Origin of the sequence: Streptomyces sp. KL116D, assembly GCF_030766975.1 — a bacterium.
In the GTDB taxonomy this organism is placed as follows: Bacteria; Actinomycetota; Actinomycetes; order Streptomycetales; family Streptomycetaceae; genus Streptomyces; species Streptomyces longispororuber_A.
Genome location: NZ_JASERH010000059.1, coordinates 1 through 18,391, shown reverse-complemented (window position 1 = coordinate 18,391; position 18,391 = coordinate 1). Strand labels below are relative to the sequence as shown.

At 70.8% G+C, this 18,391-nt stretch carries 13 protein-coding genes, 9 pseudogenes and 2 riboswitches; of the genes and pseudogenes, 16 read left to right on the top strand and 6 right to left on the bottom strand.

Annotated features, from left to right (window positions below):
* Positions 1 to 36 precede the first annotated feature (36 nt).
* Positions 37 to 854 (top strand): annotated as a pseudogene (locus RBJ77_RS24055) (SAM-dependent methyltransferase).
* Positions 855 to 1,559: 705 nt separating this feature from the next.
* Here the strand turns inward: RBJ77_RS24055 and RBJ77_RS24050 are convergent.
* Together RBJ77_RS24050 and RBJ77_RS24045 are read right to left on the bottom strand one after the other, a co-directional pair.
* Positions 1,560 to 1,907, bottom strand: a complete 348-nt coding sequence (locus RBJ77_RS24050; protein WP_372346931.1) for a hypothetical protein — start codon at positions 1,905 to 1,907, stop codon at positions 1,560 to 1,562.
* Positions 1,908 to 2,116: 209 nt separating this feature from the next.
* Positions 2,117 to 3,307: pseudogene (locus RBJ77_RS24045) on the bottom strand (glycosyltransferase).
* A 1,150-nt stretch (positions 3,308 to 4,457) separates the two neighbouring features.
* Here RBJ77_RS24045 and RBJ77_RS24040 point away from each other — a divergent pair.
* The 6 genes and pseudogenes from RBJ77_RS24040 to RBJ77_RS24015 form a co-directional block, all read left to right on the top strand.
* A pseudogene (locus RBJ77_RS24040) lies at positions 4,458 to 4,733 on the top strand (MBL fold metallo-hydrolase); the annotation flags it as partial.
* A 98-nt stretch (positions 4,734 to 4,831) separates the two neighbouring features.
* Positions 4,832 to 5,119 carry an MBL fold metallo-hydrolase gene (locus RBJ77_RS24035; RefSeq protein WP_372346943.1) on the top strand — a complete coding sequence of 96 codons (288 nt, stop codon included), beginning with the start codon at positions 4,832 to 4,834 and terminating at the stop codon, positions 5,117 to 5,119.
* Positions 5,120 to 5,324: 205 nt separating this feature from the next.
* Complete coding sequence (locus tag RBJ77_RS24030) at positions 5,325 to 5,642, top strand: cysteine hydrolase family protein (RefSeq protein WP_372346930.1); 318 nt, start codon at positions 5,325 to 5,327, stop codon at positions 5,640 to 5,642.
* Between the two features lie 832 nt (positions 5,643 to 6,474).
* Positions 6,475 to 7,670, top strand: a pseudogene (locus tag RBJ77_RS24025) (metallophosphoesterase); the annotation flags it as partial.
* 618 nt (positions 7,671 to 8,288) lie between these two features.
* The gene (locus RBJ77_RS24020) at positions 8,289 to 9,131 is read left to right on the top strand and encodes a hypothetical protein (protein WP_372346929.1); all 843 of its coding nucleotides are present in this window, start codon (positions 8,289 to 8,291) and stop codon (positions 9,129 to 9,131) included.
* A 118-nt stretch (positions 9,132 to 9,249) separates the two neighbouring features.
* Positions 9,250 to 9,426 carry a hypothetical protein gene (locus tag RBJ77_RS24015; protein WP_372346928.1) on the top strand — a complete coding sequence of 59 codons (177 nt, stop codon included), beginning with the start codon at positions 9,250 to 9,252 and terminating at the stop codon, positions 9,424 to 9,426.
* Positions 9,427 to 9,818: 392 nt separating this feature from the next.
* Here the strand turns inward: RBJ77_RS24015 and RBJ77_RS24010 are convergent, their stop codons facing one another.
* Together RBJ77_RS24010 and RBJ77_RS24005 are read right to left on the bottom strand one after the other, a co-directional pair.
* Positions 9,819 to 10,151 (bottom strand): hypothetical protein, encoded by a 333-nt coding sequence (locus RBJ77_RS24010; RefSeq protein WP_372346927.1) that lies wholly within the window; start codon positions 10,149 to 10,151, stop codon positions 9,819 to 9,821.
* 340 nt (positions 10,152 to 10,491) lie between these two features.
* A complete protein-coding gene (locus RBJ77_RS24005; protein WP_372346926.1) occupies positions 10,492 to 10,776 on the bottom strand; it encodes an NUDIX domain-containing protein in 285 nt (94 codons plus the stop codon).
* Between the two features lie 88 nt (positions 10,777 to 10,864).
* Positions 10,865 to 11,086: riboswitch (cobalamin riboswitch) on the top strand.
* A 197-nt stretch (positions 11,087 to 11,283) separates the two neighbouring features.
* Here RBJ77_RS24005 and RBJ77_RS24000 point away from each other — a divergent pair.
* From RBJ77_RS24000 to nrdR, 6 genes and pseudogenes are all read left to right on the top strand, one after another.
* Positions 11,284 to 11,682: pseudogene (locus RBJ77_RS24000) on the top strand (5-methyltetrahydropteroyltriglutamate--homocysteine S-methyltransferase); the annotation flags it as partial.
* Between the two features lie 100 nt (positions 11,683 to 11,782).
* Complete coding sequence (locus RBJ77_RS23995; RefSeq protein WP_372346925.1) at positions 11,783 to 12,136, top strand: hypothetical protein; 354 nt, start codon at positions 11,783 to 11,785, stop codon at positions 12,134 to 12,136.
* 4 nt (positions 12,137 to 12,140) lie between these two features.
* Entirely contained in the window at positions 12,141 to 12,992 is an 852-nt protein-coding gene (locus RBJ77_RS23990) for a hypothetical protein (RefSeq protein ID WP_372346942.1), read from the top strand.
* Positions 12,946 to 13,451 (top strand): annotated as a pseudogene (locus RBJ77_RS23985) (5-methyltetrahydropteroyltriglutamate--homocysteine S-methyltransferase); the annotation flags it as partial. The gene RBJ77_RS23990 and the pseudogene RBJ77_RS23985, both read left to right, overlap by 47 nt.
* Positions 13,452 to 13,831: 380 nt before the next feature.
* Positions 13,832 to 14,455, top strand: coding sequence for a VOC family protein (locus tag RBJ77_RS23980; protein WP_372346941.1), 624 nt, complete (start codon positions 13,832 to 13,834; stop codon positions 14,453 to 14,455).
* 35 nt (positions 14,456 to 14,490) lie between these two features.
* Positions 14,491 to 14,981: pseudogene (gene nrdR / locus RBJ77_RS23975) on the top strand (transcriptional regulator NrdR).
* Positions 14,982 to 15,217: 236 nt separating this feature from the next.
* Here nrdR and RBJ77_RS23970 read toward each other — a convergent pair.
* Both RBJ77_RS23970 and RBJ77_RS23965 read right to left on the bottom strand, forming a co-directional pair.
* Complete coding sequence (locus tag RBJ77_RS23970) at positions 15,218 to 15,313, bottom strand: (2Fe-2S)-binding protein (RefSeq protein WP_372346924.1); 96 nt, start codon at positions 15,311 to 15,313, stop codon at positions 15,218 to 15,220.
* A 535-nt stretch (positions 15,314 to 15,848) separates the two neighbouring features.
* Positions 15,849 to 16,291 (bottom strand): annotated as a pseudogene (locus tag RBJ77_RS23965) ((2Fe-2S) ferredoxin domain-containing protein).
* Positions 16,292 to 16,348: 57 nt separating this feature from the next.
* Positions 16,349 to 16,471, bottom strand: a riboswitch (cobalamin riboswitch).
* Positions 16,472 to 17,223: 752 nt separating this feature from the next.
* Between RBJ77_RS23965 and RBJ77_RS23960 the strand changes: the two are divergent.
* The 3 genes and pseudogenes from RBJ77_RS23960 to RBJ77_RS23950 all read left to right on the top strand — a co-directional run bounded on the left by RBJ77_RS23960 (position 17,224) and on the right by RBJ77_RS23950 (position 18,348).
* The gene (locus tag RBJ77_RS23960) at positions 17,224 to 17,649 is read left to right on the top strand and encodes a hypothetical protein (RefSeq protein ID WP_372346923.1); all 426 of its coding nucleotides are present in this window, start codon (positions 17,224 to 17,226) and stop codon (positions 17,647 to 17,649) included.
* Between the two features lie 224 nt (positions 17,650 to 17,873).
* Positions 17,874 to 17,927, top strand: a pseudogene (locus RBJ77_RS23955) (hypothetical protein); the annotation flags it as partial.
* A gap of 124 nt (positions 17,928 to 18,051) precedes the next feature.
* Positions 18,052 to 18,348, top strand: a complete 297-nt coding sequence (locus RBJ77_RS23950; protein ID WP_372346946.1) for a hypothetical protein — start codon at positions 18,052 to 18,054, stop codon at positions 18,346 to 18,348.
* Positions 18,349 to 18,391: the final 43 nt, after the last annotated feature.

The window sequence follows — 18,391 nt, the reverse complement described above, 5'->3', positions numbered from 1 at the left end:
GGCGCAGGAGCGGGAGCGAGGGTGCAGCCGTCGGGCGTGTGGGCTACGGCGGGTGGTGGCCCGTGCGAGCGCGGGAGACCGAGCGCGAGAACGCACTGTTCCACGATCCACTGGCCCGGGCCTTCGCCACCGCCGGTGGCCTGGGCGCCTCCTCGCCGCCGCCGCAGCCCGGTGACGAGGTCGAGCGACGCCGTCGACTGGGTGTGGCCACCTCCATCGTCATCAGGACGAAGTTCCTCGACGACCTGTTGCGGGAGGCGTCCGCGTCCGGGATCCGGCAGGTGGTGCTGCTCGGCGCCGGTATGGACAGCCGGGCCTTCCGGATGGACTGGCCCGAGAGGCACCCGACTGTTCGAGGTCGACACCGCCGAGCCGCTGGACTTCAAGGCTTCGGTGCTGCGCCAGGAGCGGGCCGAGGCGCGCTGCGAACGGATCGCCGTCACGGTGGATCTGCGGGAGGGACTGGCCGGGCGCGCGACCGCCGCGGGGCACGATCCGGCGGCGCCGACCGTGTGGATCGCCGAAGGGCTGCTGATCTACCTGCCCGAGGACGCGGTGGAACTGCTGCTGGCTCCCGGATCAGCGCGCAGTCGGCGCCGGGGAGCCGGATGGGATTGACGTTGGGTTCGCGCGGCGTGATCGAGCGTTTCGGCACGCGCGCCGAGCCGGGATCGGCTGCGTCGATGTGGGTCTGGAGATGCCCCACGACCCGGTCGCCTGGCTGGCCGGACACGGCTGGGAAGCCTCCTGCCACACCCTGCGCGAACGCGCCGCCGCGTATGGCCGCCCGCTCAGCACCACGCCACAGCCCGAGGAGCAGCCCGGCGGGACTGATCTCAGCGGTCCGTCGGTAGGACGCAGCCGCCCCGATGTGAGCCCCACGCAACGGTCACGACGCCCGGCCACAACCGTTCGGAGGCTTCCGCCCATCGATCCTTGGCCGGGCCGGCGCTGGTGCCCTCCTCGTACCAGCCGCGCCCGTCCAGCCATGTCTCCAGCCAGTCCTCAAGGCTGCCTGCTTCGACGAACCACCCCGTCGAAACGTCCTGATCCCTGATGGCGTTGGGCCTCGAAGAGCGAGCACTGTCCCCGCTTCGGTGCGGCAGTCCACACACGCAAACATCGCGCAGCCCCCAGTCCAGCACCGGCACGACGTCCTTGGGCCAGGGCCCACCAGGTCGTCGCGTCTTCCGGTGAAAGCCTGGCCTGGTACTCCCTGCACGACCGACGACTCGAAATCCGTCCGGCTCACCGCACAGCGGCAACACGGAGTCGTCCGTCCGAAGCCTCCGTTGCCCACCCTCAAGTAGAGGGCTGCGAGCAGGGATGCAGCCTGAATCCCAGTGCTCGCTCGGCGTCCGCCAACTCAGTGGCTGTCACCGGAACCCGCAACAGCTCGCTTCCCGCCGCTGCGGCTGCAGCACGGCTGATCAACCCATCGAAATCGCCCACCGCCACATCATTGCTGACCGCTCCGACATCGATAACGCTGCTGAAGTCCGGCGAAAAGTCACACAGAGGGCAGAGTGTTCTCCCGACCCGAAGCACGACTCATCACTTCACGCTTGTCGAAGCGAATGACGGCGGTAGCGGAGATCAGGGAGCCCGATGGCCAACCCGTTCTCGTCGAGCGCATTGAAAATGGTCAGAGAGGTCTCGAGGAAGACGAAGCTCACGGCGACTGTGTCGAGGGCCGGATCGTCACCGGCCCACTCGAGAAGCTCGATGTCTTGCAGGAGCTGGCCCTGGAGCGCGCAGAGGTCAGGGCGCACATCATGGCGCCATTGGAGGTCGAAGCCTGGCCACCGACCGGGCTTGTCAGGGCTGATGGTGTTCCAGGTGATCGACAGATCGCCGAACTTGAAGTGGCTCACCTCCACTTGCTCTCCGCCGAAGTCGAGGAGCACGGGGCAGTCGGTGAACCACTCTGTCGTCTCGGAGGTCCCAGACCAGCCAAGCGTGCGTCAGCGGCCGGGAGATCAACCGGCGAAGGCGTGAGCCGGAAGATTCCAGGACAGTGGGGAGCCCGCTGCGCCACTCCGGCCGGTAGTCAGCGATTCCGAAGTCGAACACGTACGGGTCGCCTCTCGTTCTGCCCCGCCCGCCAGCGCCGCCCTTAACGCCGAGCCACGGACAGCACCAGATCCACTCAGTCGCTCGGCCGCGTCCGGGCGGCCGCGTGCGTACGGGCCTGTGTGGCCATCGTGGCGCGTCGGTCGGGATCAGCCAGCAGCGGGGTGACCGCTTCGCGCAGCCGCTCCGCCGTCACCTCGCCGATCAGCGCCACGGCGGCTCCGGCCTGCTCCAGATGCGCGGCGTTGTGTGCCTGCTCGTTGCCGGCCGACGTGGCGAGCGGCACCAGTACGGACGCCTTGCCCAGCGCGGTCAGTTCGGCGATGGTGCCCGCGCCGCTGCGTGAGAGCACGACATCGGCCAGGGCGAGCACGTCGGGCAGTTCGGACCCGACGTACGCGGTGAGGTGGTGGCGAGCGGCGAGTTCCGGCGGGAGGGCTGCCGCGGCGCGGCGCAGGTCCTCGACGTGGTCGGGCCCGCACTGGTGGATCACGTCCGCGTGGCCCAGCAGCCAGGGCAGCAGATCACGGACGAGGTGGTTGATCTGCAGCGAGCCCTGCGCGCCGCCGGTCACGTACACGGTCGGCAGCCGCCGGTCGAAGCCGGTCAGGCCCAGCGCTTCGATGGCCTTGTCGCCCCTGCCCGGTCAGCACCTCGGGGCGTACCGGGTTTCCGATGACGACCGCCGACCTGCGGACGGACTCCGGCAGCAGCGGCAGCGTCGACTCCGAGGACACCGCGACACCGCTGGCGGCGCCGGCGAGAGTCTTGTTGGCCAGGCCCAGGCGAACCGTCTGCTCATGGACGACCAGCGGGACGCGGCACAGCCGGGTCGCCGCGACACCGACCGGCACCGCCACGTACCTCTCGGTCGCCAACACCACGTCAGGGCCGAAGGAGTTGATCGCGCGGCGGGCCTGGAGGGACGCCGAGCGGGACGCGGCCCATGTCCGCGACGTTCGCGGGCGACGCCATCTTGATCGGGTTCTTCGAGCGGCGGATCTTGCCCACGGCGACCGGGGTGAACGCGATCCCCTCGCCCGCCGCGACCCGCTCCTCAGGCTGTCGGCCTTGCCCACCCACAGCGTCTCCAGCCCCCGGCCCTCCGCGGCCAGGCGCGCCTGGAGCAGTGCGCACCGCCGTCAACGCGGGGGTAGGTGTGGCCACCGGTCCCGCCGCCGGTCACGATCAGACGGAGGGCGGGTTGCTTTTGCTGCTCACAGGTGGGCTCCAGTCGGTGTCATGCGTGCACGAGGTCGGGCCTGGAGGCGCAGCCTCAGATCCACAGGGAGCCTCCCACACGCAACGCCGTCCGATCGAGCGGCCTGTCTCCAGTACCAGAGCCGCGCGGACGGGACGACCGGGGCGAGGGAGTCGGCTGAACTCTCAGCCGGCCCTGCCGAGTTGCTCCCGCAGGAATCGCTTCGCGCGACGTGGCCGCCGGCGGCTCGGACGAGGCCGCGGGCTCCTGCGACCAGAGCCCACAGCAGGAGGGGGAACGCGGCGACCCCCTCTCCATGCCTCCCATCCCGAGGCCGAGGTAGTGGTGCGAGAGGAACAGTGCCAAAGCCGTGATCGCGGTGGCGCCCAGGACGCTGGTGCCCCACCGCAGCGGCGGTCGCACCTGCTCCCGCCAGGCCGAACCCCGCGAGGACGAGGCCGACGTTGCCCGTTCCCATGATGAGGAGGGCGCCCAGGACGTGCTGGTTCTCGTTGACGTCGGCAGGCCAGTCCCGCCAGCTCGAACCCTGCGCCGGCCCCGGCCAGCGGGATCCGTGGCCCGCTACGGCGATCTTGCCCCTGCGCCACACCGCACTGCCGGTCAGCGCGACGCCGACGACGAGCAGTACGCCGAGGACGACGAACGAGGCGTTCATCAGCTGCCGTGCTCCGGGGAGCAGATGTAGCGCGGTTCAGGGTCGGACCGTAGTGCGTGCAGTGGGCGTTCCCAAGTCACTGATGTTGTTCCGGGCCCAGCTGCGGTCTCTCGCCCACGCCTCCCGCCTTCGCGTGCACCACGAAGAACTGCACCACGCCACGAGTCCCATGCCGCCTTTCGATCCGCGCCTTCACCTGTCCGCCTTCCGTCGTGATTGCTCGTACGGACAGCTGCGATCATGTGGCGCTGGACGCACGCCGACAAGCCCCCTGGGCCGGAGTGGGAAGGCCCCCACCCCGGCTGCGGAGTGCGGGAGTTCGTGGGGGCGCGGCTCGGCGTCCCACCCACGCGGTGGAGTGGATAAGCTCCGACATCAACTGCGGTGTCCAGCCTCCTTCCGGCGCGTCTGACCATAGGGGTCGAAGCGCAAGCCCTGACGGGCCGGGCACCGCTACCCGACCGCCACCCGAACCCGTGGCACCTGCACGAGAGGACCCGCACTTCCATGCCGAGAGCCCTTCACGATGACGCTGTCGTACGCGTGACGAGTGACGTCTACGCCGTCACGGGCAGCAACACCAACTGGGTGATCGTCAAGGACGGCGACAGCGGGACGCTTGATCGACACCGGCTACCCCGGCGACCAGGAGGCCGTCCTGGCCTCCTTGGAGAAAGGTCGGGGCTGCACCCGCGGGACGTGTCAGCCGTCCTGGTCACGCATGCGCACAACGATCACATCGGTGCCGCCGAGCTGTTGAGCACCCGAGTACGGCGTGCCGGTCCTCATGCACGAGGCCGAAGTCCGCACGCCCGCCGTGACTTCCTCGACCAGGTGTCCGTCGGGCAGATTCCGCGAGGGCGTGGCGTCCGGGGTTCTCCCTGGGCCGTGCACGCGCTGCGTTCCGGCGGGACCCGTCACGTCCCGGTCGCCAAGCCCCCAGGCCTATCCCACTGCAGGGGCCCCTCGATCGCCCGCGCTCCCCCGTCCCCGTGCACACGCCGGGGCACACGCGTGGGCACTGCGCCTACCACCCGCCCACCGCCGGGATCCTCGTCACGGGCGATGCCCTGGTGACGGCTCACCCACGTCCCGCATCCAGGGTCCGCAGCTCCTGCCGACCATGTTCCACAGCAGCCGGGCCGAGGCTCTGGAGTCCCTGGACCTGATCGAGGGCGTCGACGCGGACGTGCTGCTTCCGGGGCACAGGCCCGTCCACCGGGGGGCCGGTCCGAGAGGCCGCCTCGGTGGCTCGCGAGCGCGGCGGCCCGCCACGGCGGGTGAGCAGGCTCTGCACGCCGGGCCCGAGAACTTGGTTGTCAACGCTGCCGTGCGTGGCTGAGAACTTGAGTGCGATGAACATGGAGGTTCCGCATGAGACCGGCCCTGCTGGTGATGGACGTTCAACGTGACATCGTCGACGCCGTGGACGACGGCGGCTCGGGATACCTGCCGCGCCTGCGGCGGGCCATCGATGCGGCCAGGTCCGCGGAAGATCCCCCGTCATCACGTCGTCATCGCCTTTCGCCCGCCATCCAGAGGTCGGCACGCGCAACAAGCCACTCGCCGCCATCGCGGGGGGCCGGGCTCTACGTCGAAGGTGAGACCGGCACCGCGATCCATCCCGAGGTCGCACCGGAGCCCGGGGACGTGGTCGTCACCAAGAGGCGGGCGAGCGCCTTCAGGCAGTGACCTCGACATGGTGCTCAGGGTCAGGCGGCATCGACAGTCTCGTCCTCACCGGCATACGCCACCAGCGCCGTCGTCCTGTCCACCTGTGCCAGGCCAACGACCTCGACTTCGGCTGACGGTCCTCGATGACGCCTGCCTGGACCCCCGATCCCGAGGTGCATCGGGTCCTCACGGAGCGGCTGTTCCCGCAGTGGGCGGAGGTCCTCAAGGCGGACGAGTGGGTGCGCCGGGCTCAGTTCCGCGTGGTTCGCGCAGGCGGTCGCGGGGCTGCCGTCATCCTCCGAACGCCGGAAGCATCGAGCCGGTACGTCCCGTAGTCGACGAGCCCCGCGATGACGCCCACCACCACGAACACCGCCAGGAGTCCCAGCCGTGCACTCACCCCGGTGCAGACGACGGCGTTCGCGGGATGCCGTTCGGCAACAGGGCTATGCGCACGCCCGCTACGAGTTCCCGTCACCGCAGGGCACCGCTCACCACGACAAGGGTGCCGAGGTCGGCCCCGCGCACGTGGTCGGCGAGGAGTACCCGATGGTCTTAGATCCGCAGAACACGAAGCGCCCACCTGGGAACGAAGGCGGCGGTCCGCAGGAGCGCGCGCACGCGCGTGGGCTACGTGCGCAATGCGAAGCGGATGGCGGCCCTGTCCTTCGCGGCGGGCGCGCTGGCGACGGTGGGAGGCTGGTCCTCGCCGCCTGACCCTCCCCTGCTCCTGGCAGAACCACCGACCGCGCAGGCGGTGCGGGCCGCTGGACGCCCGGGGCCGCCGAACGGCTTCTGGGCCGACCGGATAAAGTGCGCGCGACGGCAGCGGTTACTCATGGAGGAAAGCGTGACCGACACCAGCGAGACCCGGCCCGCCGACAGTGCAGGACAGGCGAGCGAACAGAGCACCCTCGCGCCGCCTGATGCGCTTCATCCCCCCATCGCGCCCGTCCTGCTGTGGGCCGTGCCCTGCTGGGTCTGCTGTACGCGGGCCAGCACTGGCCCCTCCCGTCGCTGGGCGGCACCGCGCTGTTCGTCGCCGGACTGATCACGATGCCGCTCGCGATGGTGCGCAGGGCACGGCCGACGGCAGCAGGACCGGGCGGCGATCGTCGGTGACACCCTGCTGGGTTCGAGCTGGATCGTGTTCACCTGGTCCGTGTTGCTCGGCACCCGCTGCGCCTGGCCCTGAGCGTGGCCGGTCGTCGGCGACGCGCAGAGCGGGCGCGGATCGTCACCTGGGCGGTCCTCGGCGTAGCCGTCGTCCTGCTGGCCTGGGGGAACCTTCGAGGCCCGCCGGGTACCGCGGGTGCGCCGCCTCGACGTGCAACTCCCGTCTGGGCGCCGGATTGGACGGCACCCGGGTCGTCCTGATCACCGACACCCACTACGGGCCCGCTCGACCGCGCCCGCTGGTCGAGCGGGTCTGCGAGACGGTCAACAGCCTGGAGGCCGACCTCGTCTGCCACACCGGCGACATCGCCGACGGCACGGCCGAACGCCGCCGCGCCCAGAGCGACCGCTGGGTACGGTGCAGGCCGCCCACGCCCGGGTCTACGTCACCGGGAACCACGAGTACTACAGCGAGGCCCAGGGCTGGGTCGACCTGATGGGCGAGCTGGGCTCGGAACCGCTGCGCAGCCGCCACCTGCCGCTCGAACGCGGCGGCGGCACCCTCGTGGTCGCCGTGCGTGGACGACGTCACCGCCGAGTCCTCCGGGCTGGCCGGCCACCGCGCCCACCTCGCCGGAGCCCTGGACGGCGCCGACCCCGACCTGCCCGTGCTGCTCCTGGCCCACTCAGCCCAAGTTCGTCGACCGGGCGGCGGCCGGCGGTGTCGACCTCCAGCTCTAGGCCACCCACGGCGGCCAGATCTGGCCCCTTCCACCACCTGGTCGGCCTCAGTCAGCCCGCCCTCGCGGGCCTCAGCCGCCACGGCACGCGCACCCTCCTCTACACCAGCCGCGGCACCGGCTTCTGGGACCGCCGTTCCGCGTCTTCGCACCCAGCGAGATCACCCTGCTCGTCCTGCGCTCACCCCAGGGAACCCCTCGTCTGCGTAGCGCGCGTGGTGCGCAGTGCGTAGAGGCGGGCGGGCGGACTGCTCCTGTGAGTGGCCGGGACTCCAGGTCGCCCATAAATGATCCGACTTGCGCGGCCAAATGATCTAGTCTGCAAGGGACTTGACGATCAGCAGGCCGGACGATAGTGTTCCCTTCACCTTGTTCGCTGTGCGCCCCTGGGGTCCGGCCACGGAAGGGCGCAGTGCCTCCCGTACGCCCGAATCGCCGTTCCCTCATCGCCGGTGGTCTCGCAGTGGCCGCGGCGGCCGCCGTCCCGCTGTCGGCGTCCACGCCGGCCGTGGCAGCCGGTCTCACGCCCCTCCGGCTGGCCGGGCCGACCGGCTCGCTCGCCGGTGGCGCCGCAAGCTGCACCTCGCCGACCCCTCGCGGACCGACCCCTGGTCGGGACAGCCGCGGGAGGTGATGGCGACCGTGACGTACCCGGCCGCAGACGTGCGGGGCCCGCACCATGATGCCCTGGCTGCCGTCCGGCGCCGAGCGGGCCCTGAAGGCCCCGCTTCGGGGGCGCCGTGGACGGCTACGCGCTCCCGACGACCCACAGCGCGGTCGGCGCCCCGGCTCGCCCCGGGCGCCGTCGGTGCTGATCCATTCGCCGGGATACAACGCGGACCGCACGTTCAACACGCTGGTCATCGAGGAACTGGCCTCCTGGGGCTACGTCGTAGTCGCCGTCGACCATCCCTACGACTCGGGTGAGGTCGAGTTCCCGGACGGCCGTGTGGTCGTCAACCGTCCCGACGACGCGAGCGACAAGGCCCGCACGGCCGCCGTCGCGGTGCGGGCTGCTGACCTGCGGTTCGTCCTCGACCAACTGACCGTACCTGGAGCGGGGCGGCAACCCCGACGCAGAGCGACGCCCCCTCCTCCCGCGGACTGCACCGGGCGCTGGACCTCACGCGCGTCGGCGCGTTCGGCCACTCCCGGGGCGGCGCGGCGTCCCGCGTCGGTGATGTTCCTGGACGAGCGGGTGCGCGCCGGCATCGATCTGGACGGCGCTGCGTACGGGCCGGTGGTCGAGCACGGCCTCGACCGGCCGTTCCTGCTCATGGACACGGTCGTCCACGACGGACTGAACCAGCAGGACGGGTCCTGGCCCCCGTTCTGGGCGCACCTGAGCGACTGGCGCCGCTGCCTTCGCCTCGCGGACGCCGACCACAACTGTTTCACCGACATCGTGGCGCTCGCCCCCGCAGGTCCCCGGAGCCGGTCCGCGACACGCTGCAGATCGGCGCGATCCCCGCCGACCGGGCGGTGGCCGGCGTGCGGGCGACCGTGCGGGCCTTCTTCGATCTGCACCTGCGCGGCCGCCCGGACACCGGGCACGTGCTGTGGGGCGCGTCGTCGCGCCATCCGAGGTCGGCTACATCGCCGGGTAGCCGAGGCACGGGCGCCGGGCCAGGCCGAACCGGGCCGAACCTAAAGGCGGCGAGTTGGCGGGTTGTGCGCCGGCGATGGTGTTCAGCCCCCACCCTCCGGTCTCCACGTCGGGAGGCCACCCACCCGCCAGGAGCCATCGGCCCCACTCTAGGGCCAGAGGCATGACGACCTCCCTGGCCCGCAGCGCCTTCGACTCGCTCCTCCTCGACGCGGTGCCCGACCACGAGACGCTGCGCCAGACCTACGCGGCGCCCAGCGACGCGGCCGTACCGGAAGCAGATGACCGAACTCACCGACCATACCCGGCAGTTGATCGCCTGCCTCGTCGCTGGCCCTGATCGCCGACACGGACGCCGAGGGCACCCTGCGACGTCTCCCCCGCGCGGCGGCCCCGCCGGGTTCGCCTCCGTCCTCGACGCACGGACGGTGGCGATACCGGACGCGACCGGCAACGAGCGTCTGGACACCCGCAGAACGCCCCAAGTCGTTGCTGCGCCGGCCGGGGCTGACGATCGCCGACGTCGAGCGGGCGGAGGCAGAGTCGCTCAACTACCGGTACGAGTGAGCCCGACCGGTGGATGCCGGCCACCGACCGAGCAGACCGAGAAGGCCCCACCAGGCAGGGAACCCAGGCCCCGTGGCGGGGCGGGTCAGAGGACGTGGCCCGTCTCCACCGGGAAGTCCGGCGGCCACGGCTTGGACCAGTCGAACAGGAATTCCCGGTCGCCCATCAGCTCGTACTCCGCCTCGCGCCAGCTCGGGATGCCCCCGATGACGAAGCGCTGTCCCCGTCAGGCTCCAGCATCCACGTGTACTCGGCGTCGGCCGGATCCAGCCAGTGCCGCTCCTGCAGCACGGCGAACTCCCCGGAGGCGGCGCGCCGGATGTGGAGACCGTTGCCGTAGACGGGCTGAAGGAGCATCAGCTCCACGTAATGCGTGTATATCTCGATGCGCGTGGTGGTCGGTCCGCCGTCGTCGCTGCTCTGCAGGAAGAGCTGCCGGTGGGACGGATCAGACCGGACGATCCGGAACAGTCTCCCCGTGCGGATGAAGTCAGCCATGATCGAAACTCTCTGTCGCGCCTCGTGCCGCCGCTGCGCCTCTCGGTCGGACGACCTCGTGCGCCGCTCCAGTCTGGCGGGAGGTCGCGACGACTGTTGGCGTTGTTCGCTTTCACGCAGCACGCCCTCGGCCCGTGTCACCCGCCGGCACCCCCTCGGCCCGTGTCACCCGCCGCTGGACGTCCCGAAGCACTCCTGGCGGCGCAGCAACGGCAGCAGGTGGTGCTCGACGGCCGGCGCCAACCCGCAGGCCCGCGTCCCGGCCGTCGGTCCAGCGAAGGGCCGCCAGCTCGGCCGCGGGGGACCGGGTCACCGATCAGCGTCGCCCGGGAGAACACGGTCAGCTGCATGGGCACGCCTTCCAGCGCTGCCGTCTCCTCCACCACCGCGAGATGTTCGAGCGTGTCCGCAGCTCTACACCCAGTTCTTCCCGCAACTCCCGTTCCAGGGTCTCTTCGGGCTGTTCTCCGGCCTCGGGCTTGCCACCCGGAATGTGAAGACGTCCGGCGCTGCCTGCTTGCTCACGACGAGCAGCTTCCTGTCCTCGACCACGGCCGCCGCGACGACCTTCATGACTGCATGATCCATCCCTGCATTGTGCAGGCCCGATCAGCCTTCCGCGCACCCCGGCCTCCTGCGCCGCCACCCGTCGACGTGTCTCACTTCACCCTCCTGATTCCGGACGACCCAGCGATCCTCGACCGCGAACCCATAAGGTGGCTCCCGCAGCTGGTTCGCCCTGTCAGCCGGACAGGGCGTCGCAGAGAGGGAACCCGGTGGAATTCCGGGACTGCCGCAGCGGTGAGTGAGAACGACCGCCGTCATACGCACTGGGTCCCGGCAAGGGATCTGGGAAGCGACGGCCACTAGGAGTCCGTCCGGTCGGATGGACGTGCTCACGAGTCCGAAGACCTGCCACCTGCCCGTGGGCGTACGACGCGCACGGACATCCCAGTGACCTCGTGGGCGGGTCGGCGTACACATCAGGCGGACGACCGCGCCATCCCGGCGCGAGCGCACCGCCGTCCGTGTCACTCCTTCGTGCGTACAGGTCCTCGGGACCCCCAGGGATACGTCTCTCGAAGGAGATCTCCGTGACCACCAGGACGCAGCCGCGGCGGCACGGGCCACCGTGTACGGCTACCCGCGCCGGGGCCAGAACCGCGAGCTCAAGAAGGCCGTCGAGGGCTACTGGAAGGGCCGCGTCACCTCCGACGCCCTCCGGGCCACCGCCGCCGGCCTGCGCCGCACCAACTGGCAGGAACTGGCCGCCGCCGGGATCACCGAAGTCCCCACCGGCGACTTCTCCCTCTACGACCACGTCCTCGACACGACCGTGATGGTCGGTGCGATCCCCGAACGCCACCGGGCCGCCGTGGACGCCGACGCCCTGGACGGCCTCTTCGCGATGGCCCGCGGCACGCGGGACGTCGCGCCGCTGGAGATGACCAAGTGGTTCGACACCAGCTACCACTACCTGGTGCCCGAGTTGGGGCCCGGCACCGTCTTCACGGCCGACTCCACGAAGCAGGTCGCGGAACTCAAGGAGGCCCTGGCCCTCGGACTGGTCGCCCGGCCGGTCCTGGTCGGCGGTCACGTACCTCCCTCCCCTCGCCAAGCCCGCCCCCGGTGTGGCCGCCGACTTCGACCCGCTGACCCTCCTGGACCGGCTGCTGCCCGTCTACGCCGAGGTCCTCGCCGACCTGCGCGCGGCGGGCGCCGAGTGGGTGCAACTCGACGAGCCCGCCCTGGTCCAGGACCGCACCCCCGCGGAACTCAACGCCGCCGCGCGCGCTCTACCGCTGATCTCGGTGCCCTCACCGACCGGGCCCAAGCTCCTGGTCGCCAGCTACTTCGACCGCCTCGGCGACGCCCTGCCCGTCCTCGCCAGGCGTCCCCGGTCGACGGACTCGCCCTCGACTTCACCCGAAGCGGCCGCCGCCAACCTCGACGCTCTCGCCGCCGTCGGCGGACTGCCCGGCTAAGCGCCTGGTCGCCGGGGTCGTCAGCGGCCGCAACATCTGGGTCAACGACCTGGAGCAGTCCTCGCCACGCTCGGCACCTGCTGGGCCTCGCCGACCGGGTCGACGTGGCCGCCTCTTCCTCGCTCCTGCGTCCCCCTGGACGCGTCGCTGGAGCGCGACATCGATCCGCAGATCCTGCGCTGGCTGGCCTTCGCCCGGCAGAAGACCGCCGAGATCGCCACGCTCGCCAAGGGCCTCGCCCAGGGCACCGACGCGATCACCGCCGAACTCGCCGTCAACCGGGCCGCCCTGTCCTCCCGCGCCGCCTCCCCGATCACCCGCGACCCGGCCGTCCGGGCCCGCGCCGCTGGCCGTCACCGAGGCCGACACCCGGCGCGCCCAGGCCCACCCGCGGAGCGGGCCGCCGCCCAGCGCGCCCACCTCGATCTGCCGCTGCTGCCGACCACCACGATCGGTTCCTTCCCGCAGACCACCGAACTGCGCACCGCGCGCCGACCTGAGGTCCGGCCGCATCGACACCGCGGGCTACGAGGAACGCATCAGGACCGAGATCCGCGACGTCATCTCCTTCCAGGAGAAGACCGGCATCGACGTCCTCGTGCACGGCGAGCCCGAACGCAACGACATGGTGCAGTACTTCGCCGAGCGGCTCACCGGCTATCTCGCCCTGCAGGCCGGCTGGGTGCAGTCCTACGGCACCCGCTACGTCCGCCCGCCGGTCCTGGCCGGCGACATCTCCCGGCCCGAGCCGATGACGGTGCGCTGGACCGCGTACGCGCAGTCCCCTGACGGGCCGCCCCGTCAGGGGCATGCTCACCGGGCCGGTCACCATGCTCGCCTGGTCGTTCGTCCGTGACGACCAGCCCCTCGGCGACACCGCGCGCCAGGTCGCCCTCGCCCTGCGCGACGAGGTCAACGACCTGGAGGCGAACGGCACTTCGGTCATCCAGGGTCGACGAGCCCGCGCTGCGCAGACCCTCCCGCTGCGCGCCGCCGACCACGCCGACTACCTGGCCTGGGCCACCGAGGCGTTCCGGGTCACCACTGCCGGCGTGCGGCCGGAGACGCAGATCCACACGCGCATGTGCTACGCCGAGTTCGGCGACATCGTGCAGGCGATCGACGATCTCGACGCGGACGTGATCAGCCTGGAGGCGGCGCGCTCACACATGCAGGTCGCCCGCGAACTGGCCGAGCACGGCTACCCGCGCGAGGCCGGGCCCGGCGTCTACGACATCCACTCCCCGCGTCCCCAGCCGCGACGAGGGCATCCGCCCTGCTGCGTACGGGACTTGAGGCCATCCCCGCCGAGCGGCTCTGGGTCAACCCGGACTGCGGTCTGAAGACCCGCGGCTGGCCCGAGACGCGCGCGTCCCGAGAACCTCGTCGCCGCCGCCCGCACCGTCCGCGCCGAGCTCGACACTCCCGCGTCTCTGACACCGCCGGGCCGGGGCCCACTGCACCCGGCCCGGCGAACGACCCCGGCGAGGCCGGCACGCCGGACCCCGGACCGGGGCCCGTGCAGTACGCGGCCGTGGAGCTTCACCACCCGTACGCGTCCGGGGACAGCCCCGAAGCGCTTCGCGCCTGCTCGTCCCGCCCGGTAACGTCTCGAGCGATGTCCTCACGGCGGCGAGCCCAGGATTCCGCGTGCGGCCGCCCCGGCAGTCCCGACGCTGAGAGCAGGTTTCGTCCATGGCATGTCGTATCACTGAACTCGTGCTCGGTTGCCGGGACCCCGAGGCGCTGGCCCGGTTCTGGTGCGAGGTCCTTGACTTCGTCGTACTCGGCCGCGAGGAGGACGGCAGCCTCGAGATCGGGCCGCGCGAAGGGTTCGGCGGCCCGCAGCGCCGACCATCATCCTCAGCCCCGAGGAGCCGACGGACGAGACCAAGCCCCGGCTGCACATCGACGTCAACGCCACCGATCGCGACCAGGACGCCGAACTCCGAACGCCTCCTGAAGCTCGGGGCCCGCCCCGCCGACGTCGGGCAGACCGGCGACGAGTCTGGCGCACGTCCTCGCCGACCCCGAGGGCAATGCGTTCTGCCTGCTCAAGACTCGCGTTCGCCCTCTCTGACGGGGCTGCCGGGCAGCGAAGGAGGGCCGTTGCCAGTGGCTTGGAGCAGGCGCGCAATTGCCCACCCGGGAGGAATTCGGCTGAAGAGGCAATCGGCTCGGCCCCTCCGATTCTCGGCCCCGCTTCGACACCCGTCGGCACCTGCTCGGCACCCGTCGGCACTTCTCCGGCACTCCCGCGCCGAAGGGGCCGTCCGATTTGTAGATCTGATGAATAAGCCCAGGTCAGTTCGGATATGATCGATGTCGTCGCGCGATCGGCCGGACAGCGGAAGATGCCCCGGCCGTTTCATGCATCCCGAGAGGAAACGAACGGTGTACTGCCCTTCTGCAGGCTCCCCGACAGTCGCGTCATCGACAGCCGGGCGACCGACGACGGGACGTCGATCCGCCGACGGCGGCAGTGCCCCACGTGCCAGCGGCGCTTCACCACTTTGGAGACCTACTCCCTGCTCGTGGTGAAGCGCAGTGGAGTGACCGAAAGCCTTTCAGTCGCACCAAGATTGTCAGCAGCGTCCGCAAGGCGTGCCAAGGCCGTCCCATCACCGAGGACATGCTCGACCGTCTCGGTCAGCAGGTCGAGGAGAACGTGCGGGCCACCGGGAGCGCGCAACTGTCCACTCACGAGGTGGGATTGGCCGTTCTCGAGCCGCTGAGCGAACTTGATCCGGTGGCTTACATGCGGTTCGCCTCCGTATACCGCGCCTTTGAATCCCTCACCGATTTCGAGAACGCCATCGCGGAGCTGCGCACCAAGTGCGGCTGATCCCCGCCCCGTTGAGTGGTGTCCGCGTCGCGGCATTCCAGCGGTCGCATTCCATGGAACGCGACGAACGCGCATCGCACGCCATTCCCTGACTGCCCGCGGCTGCTCCCTGACTGCCGTCTTCCCGGCGGTCGGTCAGTCCGTGCATTGCGGGCAGGTTCAGGCAGTTGAGCTCGTGATCGTGTCGGTGCTCCTTGCGGTCCGCCTCGTCGCGTCACCGCGCTCACAGGCAGCAGTCACTCGCATTTGCCGCCGTTCGAGGCACGGTAGAGCAGGCAGCAGCTGCGCCGCCGGAACGTCAGATCCGGGCCGGTGACGCTGCCCGTACCCACAGGCGTCCCGTGCCCAGCGGGTCGCGGGTCAGACGGGAGCACCGCCGAGCGCGCGTCAGGGCGGACTCGCAGCGAGCACGGCGGCGGACCCTACGAGCGCGGAGGCGACGTTCCCGTCAAGGCCGCCGCGCGACCTTCACCTCGAACGTGCCCTCCAACTCCGCCAAAGGGATGGGCCACTTGCTCGTACACCCCGACCGCCACGTCAGCGGGTTCGCCTGCCGGGCGGCCTTCGGGAAGGCCCCTGCAACCGGACGGCCGAGGTGTCGTCGACCCATTCCAGGTTCCTCAGGTCGGGCACGATCCCGTGCAGGACGGTGCACGCCAGGAGTGGTGACCACAGCCGGGCCGCGGGCCCCAGGTGCACCATCGACACTCCGACGCGTGCCTCGCTCGTCCCGAACCTGCGGTTCACCTCGCGTGCGCGCTCGGCGAATCCGTCCGCGAACGACGCGTGGCCCTTCGCGGACCGGCCGCGCCGGCCGTGCTGGGCAGGTCGAAGAATCCGCCCAGTCCGGCCACGTCGCGCAGCGCGTCACCCACAGAGGCGGAGGCCGCCCTCGCCCGCTCCTCCATACCGGAACCGCTCACCGTGTCGTCCGGCGCCGGGAGGCGTGACGACGTACAGGTCGAGGATCTCGGGCATCGGCGCGACGCCGGGCCCGCCCTCCCGCACCCACGTGACGATGTCCTCCGTCGCCTCCGGGTCGTTGACGAGCCCAGAGCCACACCGGACGCGCTCCGCCGGCGCGTCCCTCGGCCGACGGTTGCACCACGATGACGTTCGCCTGCTCGCACACGTCCAGACATTCCGAGACGCGCACGGGAACCGCGGACCGCAACCGTGCCGTCTGCGCCGCGTGGTCACCGGCCACCTTCACCGTGCCGCAGCAACGGTCGGCACACCACCACCCGGCTCGGAGCCGCTTCCCGCGCGCCCTCGGCCGGCGTCGCGACTCCGGTCGGTGTTCCTGTCATGCCCCACTCCTCTCACCGGGAGATCCGCCCCGGTACCCGTCGAGGAGGCGACAGCGTGAGTCTCCTGGCTCTCGGGTCACCGCCGGTCCCGGCCTTCCCACCCGTACGGGCAGTGGCCTTTCGGGATCGGCTCACCGATCACAGTGGCGGTACCGCGCCGGAATCGCACCGGCTTCCTCTGTCCGCCATCGCCTTTAAATCGTCGGCCATCCTCTCACGCTCCCGAGTCCAGAACTGCCCGCGCTGCGCGGCGCTGACGCACAGGGGCTGAGCCGTCCGCCGTCGCTCCGGACCTCTAGGCTCGTGGGGCGTCGCGTCTCGGGCACCGGCCCATGCCGATCGGATCCGTCGTCGGGCGTCCATGACGTCCGCCGCCGCTACGGCGGTTGCGTCGGGGATCCAGCAGTCGAGGAAAAGGGAACGTTCATGCGTGCTCGGAGCATCTGCGTGCGGCCGCCGCGGCGGATTGGCCCTGGTGGCGGCCCGCGACCTCGTCCAGAAGAAAGCACGCGCTCCTCAGGAACTTCCCGTGCTCGGGCACGCCCGGTACCTGCTGGAGGCGATCGGCCCTGAGCTGCGGCGTACGTCGTGACCCTCCAACGACGAGGAACGCGCCTGTTCAGCCAGCGACCAGCGCCAGCTGGATCTACGCGTCGGCGAAGAGTGAGAACAACTACTTCGGGTTCGGCACCGACAACGACGTCGAGCACGCAGGGGCCACGCCTACATCAAGCAGCGCACGTTCGCCGGGCACTGCCCGATCTGCACGACCGCGCAGGCGCCGCTGCCCTCGGCCAAGGTACTGGCGGGCCGCGCGGGCGGGCCAAGGCGTTCCGGCCGGCCAGCGTCGAACATATCGGCGATGAGCTTCGGTTCGCTGTCGGGACCCGCCATCACGGGCGCTCAACAAGGGCGCGGCGCTGGCCGGCACGATGCACAACACCGGCGAGGGCGGCCTCTCCGAGTACCACCGCAGCGGCGGTGACCTCGTCCTGCAGATCGGCACGTCGTACTTCGGCTGCCGCAACGACGACGGCACCTTCAAACCTCGACAAGCTCAAGGCCGTGGTCGCGGGCGCCCCGCGAAATGGCACTGGAGATCAAGCTGTCCCAGGGCGCCAAAGCCGGGGCTCGGCGGGATGCTGCCGGGTGCGAAGGTGACCCCGAGATCGCCCGCATCCGCGGCATCCCGGTGGGCAAGGACTGCGCCCTCCCGGCACAGCGCCTTCCACGACGTCGACTCGATGCTCGACTTCGTGGAACTGCTCGCCACCGAGACCGGACTGCCGGCCGATCAAGAGCGCCGTGGGCGACATGGGCTTCTGGGAGGAGCTGGCCACGCTGATGGCGCGGGGTGACCGCGGCGTCGACTTCGTGACCATCGACGGCGGCGGGGCGGCACCGGGCGGCTCCGCTGACTTCGCCGACTCCGTGTCGGTGCCGTTCCCGGGATGGGGCTTCTCCCGCGTCTACCCCGCGTTCGCCGAGCGGGGCCTGACGGACGACGTCACCTTCATCAATCCGGCAAGCTCGGTCTGCCGGAGAACGCCGCGGTGGCCTTCGGCCCTGGGCGTCGACATTGATGATCAACGTGGCCTGCGAGGCCATGCTGTCCATCGGCTGCATCCAGGCCCAGAAGTGCCACACGGACAAGTGCCCGACCGGTATCGCCACCCAGGCCCGTGGCTGGTGCGCGGCGTCGACGCGCCGTCGAAGCCCAGCGGGCCGCTTTCGTCTACCTGCGCACTCTGCGCCGGGAGTTGCTGAAGAATCTCGGGCGCTGCTCTGCCGCCCATCCGTCGCTCATCACCCCCGCCGACATCGACATCATGAACGGCGACTACGACGCCCGCAGCCTGGCGAGCGTCTACGGCTACAAGGACGGCTGGGGCGAACTCGGCACGGACCTCGCCCAGGAGATCACCGCGCTGCTCACCACCGCCGGCCGCCGACCGGAAGCCGACCGCCGGCTGAGCTCGCGGACCGCGTCACGGACGCCGGAGCCTGACGGCCGAAGTGTGAGCGGCGCACGAAAACGCGAAAGCGTTTCACGATAAATGCGGAAACGGTTAACACCATTCCGATAACTGAACGAAGGTT